The following is a 14,509-nucleotide window of genomic DNA, read 5'->3' on the forward strand; positions in this document are numbered from 1 at the left end:
TCTGTTTTCTTTTTTCATACTGAGATAGGAGTGACTAAATTGATAGAAAATGCACGTGAATTATTACAAAAGTACTTTGGATATGATTCTTTTCGTGAAGGACAAGAGACTGTGATCAAGTATGTCATGGAGCGTAAATCAAGTCTTTGTGTGATGCCTACTGGTGGAGGTAAGTCACTATGTTACCAAATCCCATCCCTTCTATTAGACGGTACAACCATTGTTGTATCGCCACTTATCTCACTTATGAAAGATCAAGTCGATGCATTATTACAAGTAGGAATTCCAGCAACTTTTATAAATAGTACATTAACGGCAACTGAAGTGAGAGAAACGATGGAAGAAGTCGTGAATGGTCAGTATCGTTTACTTTATATAGCACCGGAACGATTAGAGTCTACAAGCTTTCTAAATCAATTAAAACGTGTGAAAGTACCATTAATTGCAGTGGATGAAGCGCATTGTATCTCACAATGGGGACATGACTTTAGACCAAGCTATCGTTCGATACATCGATTAAGGGAAGTATTTGATGAGCAACCAGTAGTGCTTGCTTTAACCGCTACAGCTACTCCTGATGTACGTACAGATATAAATAGAATACTTGAAATAGAGGAAGATAACACTGTAATCACTGGTTTTGCTCGCTCCAATCTATCGTTTTCTGTTGTATTAGGACAAGATAAGAATAAATTTTTGAAAGACTTTATTAAAAAGAATGCACAAGAAGTGGGTATTATTTATGCTGCCACTCGTAAAACAGTAGACTTACTTCATGACTTGTTGGTAAAAGCGGGAGTACGTACGGCAAAATATCATGCTGGACTTCCAGAAGCTTTTCGAAATAAGGAACAAGAACGATTTCTAACTGACGAAGCGCAAGTGATGATAGCGACAAATGCCTTTGGAATGGGGATCGATAAATCGAATGTGCGGTACGTGATACATTATCAACTACCTAAAAACATGGAGAGTTATTATCAAGAGGCCGGAAGAGCAGGCCGAGATGGACTTCCGAGTGAGTGTGTTGTGCTATATGCGTCACAGGATGTGCAAACACAACGATTTTTAATAGATCAAGCACAGGACCGTGAACGGATTCCACAAGAATTAGAGAAGTTGCAAGGGATGATCGATTATTGTCATACAGAAAGTTGTTTACAGCAATTTATCATAACCTATTTTGGGGAACCAGATAGCTTAGCTTGTGGGCAATGTGGAAATTGTACAGATGCACGAGAGGTACAGGATGTTACACAGGAAGTTCAAATGGTTTTGTCATGTGTAGTACGAATGGGACAGAAGTTTGGAAAGACAATTACAGCGCAAGTATTAACAGGATCACAAAATAAAAAAGTAATCGATTTTGGATTTACGAAACTATCGACGTATGGTATTCTAAAAAATAAATCAGCAAAAGATGTTTTAGGTTTAATGGAGTTTATGATTTCGGAGGGGTTACTGTTAGTGAATCATGGTAATTTGCCGACAATTTATGTATCCGATACAGGTAAGGGTGTCTTGTTAGGGAAAAAGCAGATAATGCGTAAAGGAGTGGCGGTAACGAAACAAATCGCTACAAATGATCCGTTGTTTGAGGGATTAAGAATACTTCGGAAAAAAATTGCGGACGATGCTGGTGTCCCACCTTTTGTTGTCTTTTCAGATAAGACACTTCAAGATATGTGTGTAAAGCGTCCGCAAACCGAAGAAGAGTTATTAGATGTACATGGTGTAGGGGATAACAAACGAGAAAAATACGGAAAAGCTTTTCTCGAAGAAATCAATCGTTATACCACAGTGTAATGTTTATGGGATACTACTGTTAAATTAGAAGGTACATTAATTTTTTTAGCATCCTCAGTAGATATTTCTACAATTACAGATTGCTCTAATATTTTGAAGATAGTACCTTGAACTTCAATGTCATTACGAGTAAAAGAGATCTTCTCATCAACTTTCCTAGCTGCTACAAAGGGAGAAACTTCCTTAGGTTGTCGTTGGAAACTCATGTGTATAACCTCTTTTCTAGTTTTATTTACGCAAATAGCGATACTTCTATTATACCACACTTGGGCCATTTAATTACGGAAAAGAGAATATTTCAGGTATTTCCTATCGAATTTGGTCGGAATTTGAGGAAAAATAGAGTAATATAATCTTCTTTTTGGTAACTGAGTAAACGTGAAAAACAGCAGAGGAGCTACGTGACCTAGTTACGTAGCTCCTCTGTTGTTTCCTTCCAAAGCAAGTTTACTTCGTGGAAATTTGTAAAGGGAGCGAACCAAATTTTGATTTTTGATAAAAATTGTATATGATAGAGTTAGGATATTATACAAAGGAGGAATACACATGCATTTAATTGAGACGCCCTATCTATTGGAAGAAAAAGAAAAGAATGTGTCGAAAGTCATTCAATTTGATAACAATGATGTTGTGAATATTCAATTGCGTATAGGGGAAGAAATAAAAGAACATAATGCTGACGCACATGTATTAATAGTTATTCGACGAGGTAAAGTAATCTTTACCGTAGAAGGCGTAGAGCAAGTCGTCACAACAAACAATGTACTTCACATGAATCCACTCGAAAAGCATGCATTAAAGGCAGTGGAAGATTCAGATATAGTAGTTATTAAAATAGGTAATTAAAGAGGAGAATATGCATAGTGCATTTTAAAGAATTAAATCTCGATGAAAAGATTTTACATGCCATTGAACAATTAGGCTATACAGAGCCAACAGAAGTACAACAAAAGGTAGTTCCAGTTGTCCTTGGAAAGCAAGATGTACTAGTAAAGTCGAAAACAGGAAGCGGAAAAACCGCATCATTCGCCATACCGTTATGTCAACTTGTAGATTGGGACGAAAATAAGCCCCAAGCATTAGTACTAACTCCAACAAGAGAATTAGCAGTACAAGTACAAGAAGACATCACAAATATAGGGCGCTACAAACGGATTAAGGGACTTGCTCTTTACGGGAAATCACCGTTTGCAAAACAAAAATTTGCATTAAAACAAAAAACACATATCGTTGTGGGTACACCAGGGCGCGTGCTTGATCACATCGAAAAAGCGACACTTGATGTATCTAAAGTCGAATATCTCGTAATTGATGAAGCTGATGAAATGTTGAATATGGGCTTTTTAAAACAAGTAGAATCTATTATTAAATTACTTCCAAATGAACGTACGACGATGTTGTTTTCAGCTACATTATCAGATCGAATTAAAAAGTTAAGTAGCAAGTACATGAAGGATGCGATTTCAATTGAAATCGATGCTGCAGAAGAAAATGCACCTGATATTGAGCATCTGAAGTATGTTGTAAAAGACGATCAAAAGCTGGCATTCCTTGAAAAGCTAACGATTGAAGAAAATCCAGATAGCTGTATTATCTTTTGCCGCACAAAAGAACGTGTGGATGAGCTTGTCGATGCACTAGATAAAAAAGGCTATACGGCAGATAAAATTCATGGTGGCATGATGCAAGAAGATCGTTTCGAAGTAATGGATGATTTCCGAAAAGGTGATTTCCGTTATTTAATCGCAACAGATGTAGCTGCTCGAGGCATCGATATTGAAGATATCACGCATGTTGTTCATTATGATGTTCCGTTGGAGCGAGAAAGTTATGTGCATCGTACTGGTCGAACAGGACGTGCTGGACGAAGTGGTAAATCGATCATGTTAGTAACACCGCATGAAGATAAGTTTGTGAATGCGATTGAAAATTTTATTGGCTTTGAAATTACTACAGGACCTGAGTTGTCACCTACTGCTGTTGCAAAAAACCGTGCAGAATTCGATTTGAAAATGCAGGAGCACCCAGAAGCTAAAAAGTCTAAAGGTGATCAATTGAATGCGAATATCACAAAATTATACTTTAATGGTGGTAAGAAAAAGAAAATTCGTGCAGTAGATTTCGTAGGAACTATAGCGAAAATTGAAGGTGTTTCCGCAGACGACATTGGAATCATCACGATTCAAGACAATGTATCATATGTTGAAATTTTGAATGGCAAAGGATCTCTTGTTTTAAAAACAATGAGAAACACTACTATAAAAGGTAAACTTTTAAAAGTGCATATTGCCATTAAATAATAAGAATGAAGGCTTTCCTTAACAGGAAAGCCTTTTTTATATAATACTTCGTCAGACTCCAAGTTCATCCTCAATAAACTTCCGATAATTTTTCAAGATACCCTCAGGCAAATGAGCTGGATCAAAAAACTGAAGACTGATTGATTCAACACTATTCGCTAAAATACGACCTTCATAATCATCTGTCTTATAGACAGCCGTAACCGAATAATAAGCATCTCCATTGGAGACTTCAGAATAGTATTCAGGACCAGAGTACATATGACAGAAAGTTAACTCTCCAAGTTTCAAACCAGTTTCTTCTAATACTTCTCTGCGAGCGGTATCTTCTAAACTTTCACCAAGCTCCATCAAACCACCAGGCAAACCGAAAATACCAGGTTCTCTTTCTTGCAGCAAAATATTCTTATTACTATCCCTAATAATCACAACAGCACCAGGCAGTATAAGTGGACTATGTCCGACGTGTTTTCTTAACTCTTTATAGTATTCCATATTTTACCTCCTGATGTTAGATAGTTACTAACAGTTTACAATAAATAATGATAAGATACTTATAATGACGGTCTATAAAATAAACAAATTAAAACCAGTCGAGGAAGTGAGAATTGAGTGACGAAGAAGCTTTGGTTTCAAGTAGGAGTAGCTATACTTCTAACATTAATAATTATTCGTATGTTTATGGAAGTGAAAACTATTTTTTCGCCCATCTTAATAGTTGGACAAACAATCTTTATACCTCTGTTAATAGGAGGCGTATTATTTTACTTATCTAGACCTCTTCAAAAGTGGTTAGAAACTGTAAAATTTCCAAGATGGGCAAGTATTATTTCCGTATTTATCGCGATAGGGCTTTTAGGTTGGTTATTTTACGCATTAATTGGCCCGGCTCTAACAAAACAAGCAAATGCACTTGCAGAAAACGGACCAGAAATAATTTTGGAAGTAGAAGAATGGACGAAATATACACTTTCTCAAAAAGATAAGCTTCCAGAATCACTTCAAACAACAATTGAAGAAGCAACAGGTAAAATTAATACAATTGCAGTTACTGCGGGTTCTCTCTTAATCAAGTTTATCCAAAATGTTTTCCAAGGCGTATTCTTACTAGTGTTAGTACCTTTCTTCCTAGTTTACATGTTGAAAGACCATGAAAAATTTGCTCCTTTTGTTGCTAAATTTTTTAAGGGAGAAAAGAAAACGTGGGTACGAAAAACGCTATCAGATATTAATGATACGTTGCGCTCTTATATTCAAGGGCAACTTTTTGTTAGTTTTCTAGTAGGTGTTATGCTCCTTATCGGTTACTTGGCAATTGGGCTTGAATACGCATTACTATTAGCATTATTTGGTCTGATGATGAATGTCATTCCTTTTTTAGGACCTTATATTGCTGTTGTTCCAGCAATCATTATTGCGTTAATTCAAGAACCAAAGATGGCCATTTATGTAGCTATTATAATGCTAGTGTCGCAACAAATTGAAAGTAATTTTATCACGCCAAATGTTATGGGGAAATCATTAGATATTCATCCTCTAACAGTTATTACCATTATTTTAGCTGCTGGAAATATTGCTGGACTATGGGGAATAATTTTAGCAATTCCAACATATGCAGTTATTAAAACAATACTAAAAAATATATACGCACATCGAGAAGTTATAAAAGATGCTGCGACTAAATCTATCTAACATATGTAAGGTGCCTTATATTTATTTAAATAAATAAGAATGGAGCTATCCGGGGAGGACGGCTCCATTCTTATTATTGGAGGTATCGCTCAGAACTAGCTGAACGATTTTTTGTATGATGGTGGAATTCTTCATCTTTTAACTCTATTGTCAAATCTTCTACGGGGATTGCATCTACCGTTTGCATATCTTCATGCATATCAAATAAGCTTTCCTTGGTAGTTCTTACGCCATCGGGATTATCTAGGAAACGACCTTCCGCATCCTTGCGTTTATCACGCACCATTTTTTACGAGTTTTAAGAGCATATGACTAAGTGCTTGTTGCTGCTCTTTGTCTCCACTTATCCAAAGTTGTTGTAAAAGATGTTCTTCGCGATTTCGTGGTTCTTCATGATTGGCTAAATATCCTGCTACTTTTTCTGTTGCTTTTGCTAAAGTCTCATCACTAAGACCCATTTTTTCACCTGCAGCTACTTTTCCAGATAGGTATGATTGAAATGTGGAAAAGTTTTTTAGAATTTCTTCTTTTTCTTCCTGACCGATACTGTCCAGTTTAGCTTCTACGCGTTCATCTATATTGTTTGCCAAGTTTCCTCACTCCTTTTCGTTGTACTAGTATTAGCTATTCCCAAAGAGTAAGAAATCATGTATTTTTAAATGAAAAATTTTAATTGATTGGACAAAATCCACACTTCTGTAGACCAGGAATATCTTTTGAGAAACAGCATGTTGTTCGTACTGTTGTATTCATCAACTGAGCGGGCCGCTTTCCTTTCAAATAAGTAGCCAAGTATGATTTGGACGTGAAATTGTTCCAAATACCTTCATCTTGTAGCAACGTCCAGTCTTCTAGGGCTTGTTCTTCAATAACAGGGTTTTCAAAAAAAGTATAGTAATGCCACAAGAGATACCCGAAAACATTTTCCCATAGTGTTACTGGAGAGATGCTGCATTTTGTCCGAATTTGTTGAATAATGGCGAAACACTGTTGCTCCAAAATAAGTAGAATATCATCAGCGCGGTTTTCTTTGACATCACGAAAAAACTCTTCTGGTATATACGTGCTAATTGTTTTAATCCCATACTCAGTTGTTGAGAAAAATTGTAATTGCTCTAAAGGTCCATCCCAAATTTCATCGTATACGGTCATCATATAAAACTGCATAGAAATGAACATACCAACTCTTCGCATAAAAAAAGAAGCGGCGATGGGATCGTTAGGCGCATTTGAGATCAATTTAATAATATCTAAAGAACTGTCTATATTATTAGCATGGAAAAGTGTTGTTCCCATAGGTTTTACATAAATGCTGTAGTTATTCAATTGTTTGATTTGATCACTCGATAAGGTTGTCATAAAAGTATTATACAATTTTATGCAAGATAGGAAAGTAAATTTTTTTTACTAGGTATCTGTCTAGCTACAGCGCCTTGCCCCTCGGGGTCAAATGGGTAATTACTGCGGTGGCTGAGGAACTGTCTCCTCGCAATTCCCCATTTGTTGCCTTACGCAGAGATAGGCGTTTCCGCTTTTCTAATAAAATTTGTTGACTTTTTAAATGTAAATGATTATCATTATCATATAGAAACTTACTCCTAATGAGAGATTTCTATCGGCGACTTTTCTCCAAATTGTAGCTGATTCGCACACTTAGCCCCCTCGACGTTAAGGTAGTGCTTGTATATTTTCGGTGACCACATAGGTTGCCGAAATTTTTTTTGTACATTTTTTGTGAACTCATATCCTGTTATTCAGTAGTTTTTCATTGCACTTTTAACTGAATTATAAAAGCCAGTCATCTTCACTTACTATAAGTAAATACAAGTGTTACAAGGTATTATTAGTAAATATGCAACTCCCACGTCGTGGGAATACAACCTTTATAAGTAAAAATTATACATATAAATATAAACAAAGGAAATTATATGTGAAGAACTTCACTAAGAGTAAAGGATTGACAATAAATTTATATGACTTTATAATTTTCAAAATAAAGGAATAATAAAGTGGTTGCTACTTTATTTTTGCTTATTAAAGGGGAAAATAAAAAAACAGGATGGGACGTGGGTTCATGGATTTAAGAACTAGAGCTTTAAAATTACACAAAGATAATAAAGGGAAAATGGAATTAGTATCAAAAGTTCCAATGGATAGTATGGAGGATTTGAGCCTAGCGTATTCACCAGGAGTAGCTGAGCCATGTATAGAAATAAAAAATAACCCATCCACAATTTATGATTATACAGCGAAAGGAAATTTAGTCGCAGTTGTAACAGACGGGACAGCAGTTCTTGGGCTTGGAGATATAGGTCCAGGAGCAGCCTTGCCGGTAATGGAGGGAAAAGCAATCTTATTAAAAAGATTTGCAAACGTTGATGCATTTCCAATTTGCTTAGACACTAAAAATGTCGATGAAATTGTGCAAATTGTAAAAGCTTTGAGTCCGACATTTGGTGCGATTAATCTAGAAGATATTTCCGCTCCTCGCTGTTTTGAAATAGAAGATCGTCTTCGTCAAGAGGTAGATATTCCAGTATTCCATGATGATCAGCACGGAACAGCAATTGTCGTTGGTGCTGCCCTTCAAAATGCGATTAAGCTTGTAAATAAAGATGTTTCCGATTTAAAAATAGTGATTAATGGTGCAGGAGCAGCAGGAATAGCTATTTTAAGAATTCTTCTCCAATTAGGATACAAGGAAATTGTAATGTGTGACTCAACAGGTATTATTTACAAAGGAAGAGAAAATGGCATGAACCCAGTTAAAGAGAATGTTGCAAGTTTAACTAATCCATCCAATTTAACGGGATCACTGAAAGATGCAATGACTGGTTCTGATGTATTCATTGGTGTTTCTGTCGCAAATCTAATTACAAAAGATTTGGTAGATGTGATGAATCATGACCCGATCATCTTTGCGTTAGCTAATCCGACTCCAGAAATTGCTTATGATCTTGCAAAAGAGTGGGGAGTTCGAGTTGTAGCAACAGGACGTTCAGATAATCCGAACCAAGTGAATAATGTATTAGCTTTCCCTGGTATCTTCAGAGGCGCTCTAGATGTTAGGGCAACGGATATCAATGAGGAAATGAAGCTTGCAGCAGTTCAAGCAATTGCTTCACTAATTGACGACAGTGACATTAGAGAAGATAATATTATTCCTGATGCTTTCGATGACCGTGTGGTTACTGCTGTTGCGCAAGCAGTTGCTGATGCAGCAATTGATTCGGGAGTTTCGGTTTTATTTCAACCAGCTTTGAAAACAAATTAATTTTCAAAAAAGCGTTCCAAGAGGTTGAAATTTAACCTCTTGGAACGCTTTTGTTTTTATTGTCCAGCACAACTCGACTTAAGCTTGTTTTTCAAACGATTGAATGATGCCTTTAACTACTTCTGTCGATTTCTCCATCGCATCTACCGAAACAAACTCATATTTCCCGTGATAGTTTTCTCCACCAGTAAATACGTTTGGTGTTGGCATTCCCATATAAGATAGTTGTGATCCATCTGTACCACCACGAATTGGAATGATAAGAGGTTCGATGTCTAATGAAATCATTACATCTTTTACTACATCTAAAATTTCCATCACGGGCGTAATTTTTTCACCCATATTGAAGTATTGATCACCTAGTTCAACTGAGATTGCATTATCTCCGTATTCGGCTTTTATTTTTTCTGCTGTATTTAAAAATAATTGTTTTTTCGCTTCAAATTTTTCACGGTCATGGTCTCGAATAATATAGCTAAGCTCTGTTTTTTCAACATCTCCACTAATATTCATCAGGTGAATGAAACCTTCATGACCTTCTGTTTTTTCAGGTACTTCATCAGCTGGCATATGTGATTGGAATTTAGTAGCTATCGTAATGGAGTTAACCATTTTTCCTTTTGCAGATCCTGGATGTACGCTTATCCCATTAGTTAAAACCAATGCAGCAGCTGCATTGAAGCTTTCAAATTGCAATTCCCCAAGTGGACCTCCGTCCATTGTATAAGCAAATTCTGCTCCGAATTTTTCTACATCAAATTTATGCGGACCACGCCCAATTTCTTCGTCGGGTGTAAATGCTACTCGAATTTTTCCATGCTTCACGTCAGGATTTTGGATGAAAAATTCCATTGCCGTCATGATGATGGCAATTCCTGCTTTATTGTCAGCTCCCAAAAGTGTTGTGCCATCTGTAGTGAGTAATGTGTGACCAACATAGTTATTAAGTTCAGGGAAGTCTTTTACAGACATAATAGTAGCTTCATTTAGCTTAATATCTTGACCATCGTAGTTTTTGATGCGCTGTGGGTTTACATTTTTACCGGTATAATCAGTAGCTGTATCTACATGTGCTAAAAATCCAATCGTCGGAAGATCTTTGTCTGTATTAGAAGGTAATGTCGCAAATAGGTAGCCATTTTCATCTAATGTAATTTCTTCTAAGCCAATTGCAGCAAGTTCTTTTTCAAGTACATGTAGTAAATCCCATTGTCCTTCTGTTGATGGGCAAGTCGAACTCATGGCATCTGATTGAGTGTCTATTTTTGCGTAGCGAGTTAAACGCTCGATTAATGTTTCTTTCATGAAAATAATTCCCCTTTCTTGATGGTAATGCATAGCTCTATTTTAACAGATTGTTTCGACAGACGGAATAATGAGCTCAGATTCTTGGGAATATGAAAAAGAACAAGCACTAGCAGTAGCTAATACTTGTTCACCCATTCAAATTTCTGGAGGATTTTTGGTAACATAAGTACCTGCGATTAAGTCATGGATTGCTCGTTTGTCATCTCGAAGCCCTACTATAAATGCACTTACAATTAATCCAATTCCTAGTGTCACGACGTATATAATACCAGCAACGATTACTCGTAAAATCATTACTCCATAGCCAACTTTTGAGCCATCCACTTTGACAATGCGAATGCCCATTATTTTCTTTCCAACAGTAAAACCAACCCATAAAACAGGAACTATTATTGAATAGAGAATACTTCCAAAGCTCGTAATAGATGTTTCCTCCCAAACCCCAAAAAACAGGTAGCTAATGATTGAAAGTGGAATTCCAATAATAATAGCATCTAAAAGGCTAGCCAAAATACGCACCCAAAACCCAGCTGGATTCTCCATATTCACTCTCCCTTTTTATAGTACAGAATCATCGACACTATTTAAATAATCTTCAATCGAACCTATGACAGACTCTACGCAACCCTCTTCAAACGGAGAAATTAAATTTGCATCTGCAACTAGTTGTGTGAAGGACTTAGATCCACCAAGCTTACAAAGATGTAAATAATCTTTCCAAGCAGCTTCGTGATTTTCCCTTGAACGTTTCCAAAATTGGAATGCACATATTTGGGCTAATGTGTAATCAATATAATAAAACGGGGTAGAGTAGATATGTCCTTGACGTTGCCAAAAAGCACCGGATTCTAAGTAATGCTGACCATCATAGTCACGATGAGGTAAATAAATTTCCTCGATTTTTTTCCAAGCAGCTTTACGCTCAGCAGGAGTCATCTCTGGGTTTTCATATACAATATGTTGGAATTCATCCACTGCCACTCCATAAGGCAAGAATAGGAGGGCACTACTTAGATGAGCAAACTTATACTTGTCTGCTTGTTCTTTAAAGAATAATTCCATCCAAGGCCAAGTGAAAAATTCCATACTCATAGAATGTATTTCACAAGATTCAAATGTTGGCCAAATATATTCAGGAATTCCGATATTGCGGCTTGTATACACTTGGAAGGCATGACCTGCTTCATGAGTTAGTACATCAATATCACCGGAAGTACCATTAAAGTTAGAGAAAATATAAGGTGATTCATAGTCATCGATAAACGTACAATAACCACCAGCTTCTTTTCCTTTCTTCGCAACTAAATCCATCAAATCACGGTCCATCATGAATTGGAAGAACTCCGCAGTTTCAGGAGAGAGCTCATCATACATTTTCTTGCCGTTTTCCACTATCCACTCAGGAGATCCTTGAGGTGTAGCGTTACCGGATAAGAAACTTAAGGATTCATCGTAAAATTTTAACTGATCCACACCTATTCGTTTTGCTTGGCGTTCATACAGTTTAGTTGCTACAGGTACGATGTAGTCACGCACTTGATCACGGAATTTCTTTACCATTTCCGCATTATAATCGATTCGATTCATCCGAACATACCCAAGCTCAACGAAGTTTTTGTAGCCAAGGGTTATAGCGATTTCATGACGAACTTTTACGAGTTGATCGTAAATGTCATCAAATTTATCTTCATGACCTTGGAAGAAACCTGTACTAGCTTCTTTTGCTTGTTTGCGAACATCACGATCAATGGATTCAGCATATGGACCGAGCTGTGCAAGTGTTAATATTTCCCCATTAAAATCAACTTGTGCAGATGCTACAAGTTTTGAATAGTCAGAAGCTAATTTATTCTCTTTTTGCATAAGGGAAATGATTTCTGGAGCAAAGGATTTAATTTGAAAATCAGCAAGATCAAATAATTGGCTACCCCATTTTTCTTCTAATTCTTTACGAAAAGGAGAAGCAACAAGTGATTTATAATATTCCGTGACAAGTTCTTCGACTTCAGGACCAACTTCATCAAAGTACTCGCGCTCTTTTTGATAAAAACCATCATTTGTATCAATCGAAGCCCGGATATAAACTAAATTTTCTTGGGTAGAAAATTCACTGCGTAATGCAATTACCTCTTGAATAGCTATATTTTGTTCTTCAACAGAAGAGGCCTCATTAAACTTCGTTAATGTCTCGCTGAACTTTACTTTGATTTCTTCTAAGTTGGGGCGTTTGTATGCATAATCTTTAAATGTCACCATTTGAAATTCTCCTCCCACGCGCTCCTTCGAAATCCGAAACGTTCTCATTTCATTGTTAAATATTTTCTAAAGAATTGCAACTATGTTTGTTGTTGGTTTTTATAGACGCTAATAGACGAAATAACCGATTTGACTAAGAGAAAACGTGTAGCGAAAGAGGATTTAGTGAAGTACTAATTCATTTATATGTAGATTACGTTGCATTAAGACGCTAACCATATAGAGAAAAAGGCTACCAAGTTAGAAGAAGGTTCAGAATTTTGTAATATAATACTTGACTTAGAGATATATGAAATCTTATAATGTGTAACAAGATGGAAAACTAAATTTAATACTCTTATCAAGAGTGGCGGAGGGAATAGGCCCTACGATGCCCAGCAACCAACAAGTTTCACAACTTGGAAAGGTGCTAAATCCTACAAATTCAAGTTGTGAATTTGGAAGATAAGAGGAGGAACTTGCGAAATTGCACCCCTCTTCTTAAGCGAAGAGGGGTTTTTGTATGTTCTAAATCCTCTCTAGCCTCCAAAAGCAACCATCTAATCTACTAAATCGGAGGAATTCAACATGACAAAACTTCAAAAAGAAACACTTCTTTTACACGGTGGCCAACAACCAGATCCAGTGACAGGTTCGCGAGCTGTACCAATCCACAAAACAACTTCATTCGTATTTCGTGACACAGAGCACGCTCAAAATTTATTCGCTTTAAAAGAATCAGGTAATATTTACTCGCGTATTACAAATCCAACAGTAGATGTTTTCGAACAGCGAATTGCACTACTTGAAGGAGGAACTGCAGCAGTAGCTTTCTCTTCTGGAATGGCAGCAATTGCCTTCTCTATTATGAATATAGCAGGAGCTGGCGACGAAATTATTGCAGCGGAGAATTTATATGGAGGAACATTTAATTTATTTGCCCATACATTACCTCGTTACGGTATTACAGTGAAATTTATTGATTCAACAGATCCAGAAAACTTCCGCGCAGCAGTTACAGACAAAACAAAAGGCTTCTTTGGTGAAATCATTGGAAATCCAAGTCTAAATGTTTTAGATGTAGAAAAAGTAGCTGCAATTGCCAATGAAGTCGGAGTTCCATTACTAGTAGATAGCACATTTGCTACACCATACGGTACAAACCCGATTAAATACGGTGCACATGTAGTAATTCACTCTGCGACTAAATGGATTGGGGGACATGGAACAACAATCGGAGGCGTAGTAGTTGACGGTGGTAACTTCAATTGGAATTCAGAAAAATTCCCTGGATTTACAGAGCCAGACGTAACTTATAATGGTTTACGATATGGAATTGATGTGCCAGATGTAGCATTCGCAGTGAAAATTCGTGTTCAGTTACTTCGTGACTTTGGTCCAACACTTAGCCCAGATGCAGCCTTCTCTTTTTTACAAGGTTTAGAAACACTTCATCTACGTGTTACAAAGCACAATGAGAATGCACAAAAAATTGCTGAATTTTTAGCAGGCCATGAAAACGTAGAGTGGGTTAACTATCTAGGCTTAGAAAATCATCCCTCTCATGAGTTAGCGAAAAAGTATTTTGAAAATGGTTTTGGTTCTATCCTTACATTTGGAGTAAAAGGTGGAAAAGAAGCGGGCAAAAAAATCATTGATAACATCGAGATTTGGTCCCACGTAGCGAACGTAGGAGATGCAAAATCACTAATTATCCACCCGGCATCTACAACACATCAACAGCTAACGCCTGAAGATTTAGTGAAATCGGGTGTGACAGAGGACTTGATTCGCTTGTCCGTAGGTTTAGAAGCAATAGAAGATTTACAAAATGCCTTAGACAAAGTACTTGTAGGGTAAACAAATGTCCTCTCTAGATAGAATTTTGTTGTTA

The 14,509-nt window shown here is 36.7% G+C and carries 14 protein-coding genes and 1 riboswitch; of the genes, 6 read left to right on the forward strand and 8 right to left on the reverse strand.

Going from position 1 to position 14,509, the window contains the following annotated elements; all coding sequences use genetic code 11:
* Window positions 1–39: 39 nt before the first annotated feature.
* Entirely contained in the window at window positions 40–1,806 is a 1,767-nt protein-coding gene (gene recQ / locus C7437_RS14230) for a DNA helicase RecQ (RefSeq protein WP_211310035.1), read from the forward strand.
* Here recQ and C7437_RS14235 read toward each other — a convergent pair.
* Window positions 1,791–2,012 (reverse strand): DUF2187 family protein, encoded by a 222-nt coding sequence (locus C7437_RS14235; protein WP_111440526.1) that lies wholly within the window; start codon window positions 2,010–2,012, stop codon window positions 1,791–1,793. The genes recQ and C7437_RS14235 overlap by 16 nt on opposite strands.
* Before the next feature lie 340 nt (window positions 2,013–2,352).
* Here C7437_RS14235 and C7437_RS14240 point away from each other — a divergent pair, with 340 nt between their 5' ends.
* Window positions 2,353–2,652, forward strand: coding sequence for an AraC family ligand binding domain-containing protein (locus C7437_RS14240; protein WP_111440528.1), 300 nt, complete (start codon window positions 2,353–2,355; stop codon window positions 2,650–2,652).
* 8 nt (window positions 2,653–2,660) lie between these two features.
* Entirely contained in the window at window positions 2,661–4,106 is a 1,446-nt protein-coding gene (locus C7437_RS14245; protein ID WP_111440530.1) for a DEAD/DEAH box helicase, read from the forward strand.
* 51 nt (window positions 4,107–4,157) lie between these two features.
* Here C7437_RS14245 and C7437_RS14250 read toward each other — a convergent pair whose 3' ends face one another.
* Window positions 4,158–4,601 (reverse strand): NUDIX hydrolase, encoded by a 444-nt coding sequence (locus C7437_RS14250; RefSeq protein ID WP_111440532.1) that lies wholly within the window; start codon window positions 4,599–4,601, stop codon window positions 4,158–4,160.
* Between the two features lie 117 nt (window positions 4,602–4,718).
* Between C7437_RS14250 and C7437_RS14255 the strand changes: the two genes are divergently transcribed.
* Window positions 4,719–5,798 carry an AI-2E family transporter gene (locus C7437_RS14255; protein ID WP_111440534.1) on the forward strand — a complete coding sequence of 360 codons (1,080 nt, stop codon included), beginning with the start codon at window positions 4,719–4,721 and terminating at the stop codon, window positions 5,796–5,798.
* A 73-nt stretch (window positions 5,799–5,871) separates the two neighbouring features.
* On the opposite strand, the gene C7437_RS14260 is transcribed toward C7437_RS14255, so the two are convergent.
* From C7437_RS14260 to C7437_RS14270, 3 genes are all read right to left on the reverse strand, one after another.
* The gene (locus C7437_RS14260; protein ID WP_111440536.1) at window positions 5,872–6,084 is read right to left on the reverse strand and encodes a hypothetical protein; all 213 of its coding nucleotides are present in this window, start codon (window positions 6,082–6,084) and stop codon (window positions 5,872–5,874) included.
* The gene (locus tag C7437_RS14265) at window positions 6,074–6,388 is read right to left on the reverse strand and encodes a DUF3243 domain-containing protein (RefSeq protein ID WP_111440538.1); all 315 of its coding nucleotides are present in this window, start codon (window positions 6,386–6,388) and stop codon (window positions 6,074–6,076) included. The genes C7437_RS14260 and C7437_RS14265 overlap by 11 nt, the downstream gene beginning before the upstream one ends.
* A 79-nt stretch (window positions 6,389–6,467) precedes the next feature.
* Entirely contained in the window at window positions 6,468–7,157 is a 690-nt protein-coding gene (locus C7437_RS14270; RefSeq protein ID WP_245909301.1) for a hypothetical protein, read from the reverse strand.
* A gap of 715 nt (window positions 7,158–7,872) precedes the next feature.
* Between C7437_RS14270 and C7437_RS14275 the strand changes: the two genes are divergently transcribed.
* Entirely contained in the window at window positions 7,873–9,072 is a 1,200-nt protein-coding gene (locus C7437_RS14275) for an NAD(P)-dependent malic enzyme (RefSeq protein ID WP_111440662.1), read from the forward strand.
* Window positions 9,073–9,150: 78 nt separating this feature from the next.
* Here the strand turns inward: C7437_RS14275 and pepT are convergent, their stop codons facing one another.
* From pepT to C7437_RS14290, 3 genes are all read right to left on the reverse strand, one after another.
* On the reverse strand, window positions 9,151–10,377 hold the full coding sequence (gene pepT, locus C7437_RS14280) for a peptidase T (RefSeq protein ID WP_111440542.1): 1,227 nt from the start codon (window positions 10,375–10,377) through the stop codon (window positions 9,151–9,153).
* Between the two features lie 138 nt (window positions 10,378–10,515).
* A complete protein-coding gene (locus C7437_RS14285) occupies window positions 10,516–10,923 on the reverse strand; it encodes an RDD family protein (RefSeq protein WP_170122383.1) in 408 nt (135 codons plus the stop codon).
* Between the two features lie 15 nt (window positions 10,924–10,938).
* On the reverse strand, window positions 10,939–12,636 hold the full coding sequence (locus C7437_RS14290) for a M3 family oligoendopeptidase (protein WP_111440546.1): 1,698 nt from the start codon (window positions 12,634–12,636) through the stop codon (window positions 10,939–10,941).
* A 334-nt stretch (window positions 12,637–12,970) separates the two neighbouring features.
* A riboswitch (SAM riboswitch) is annotated at window positions 12,971–13,087 on the forward strand.
* 116 nt (window positions 13,088–13,203) lie between these two features.
* On the opposite strand from C7437_RS14290, the gene C7437_RS14295 reads away from it, so the two are divergent.
* Complete coding sequence (locus C7437_RS14295) at window positions 13,204–14,475, forward strand: O-acetylhomoserine aminocarboxypropyltransferase/cysteine synthase family protein (RefSeq protein ID WP_111440548.1); 1,272 nt, start codon at window positions 13,204–13,206, stop codon at window positions 14,473–14,475.
* The last annotated feature ends 34 nt before the right edge of the window (window positions 14,476–14,509 follow it).

The organism is Psychrobacillus insolitus, assembly GCF_003254155.1.
Taxonomy (GTDB): domain Bacteria; phylum Bacillota; class Bacilli; order Bacillales_A; family Planococcaceae; genus Psychrobacillus; species Psychrobacillus insolitus.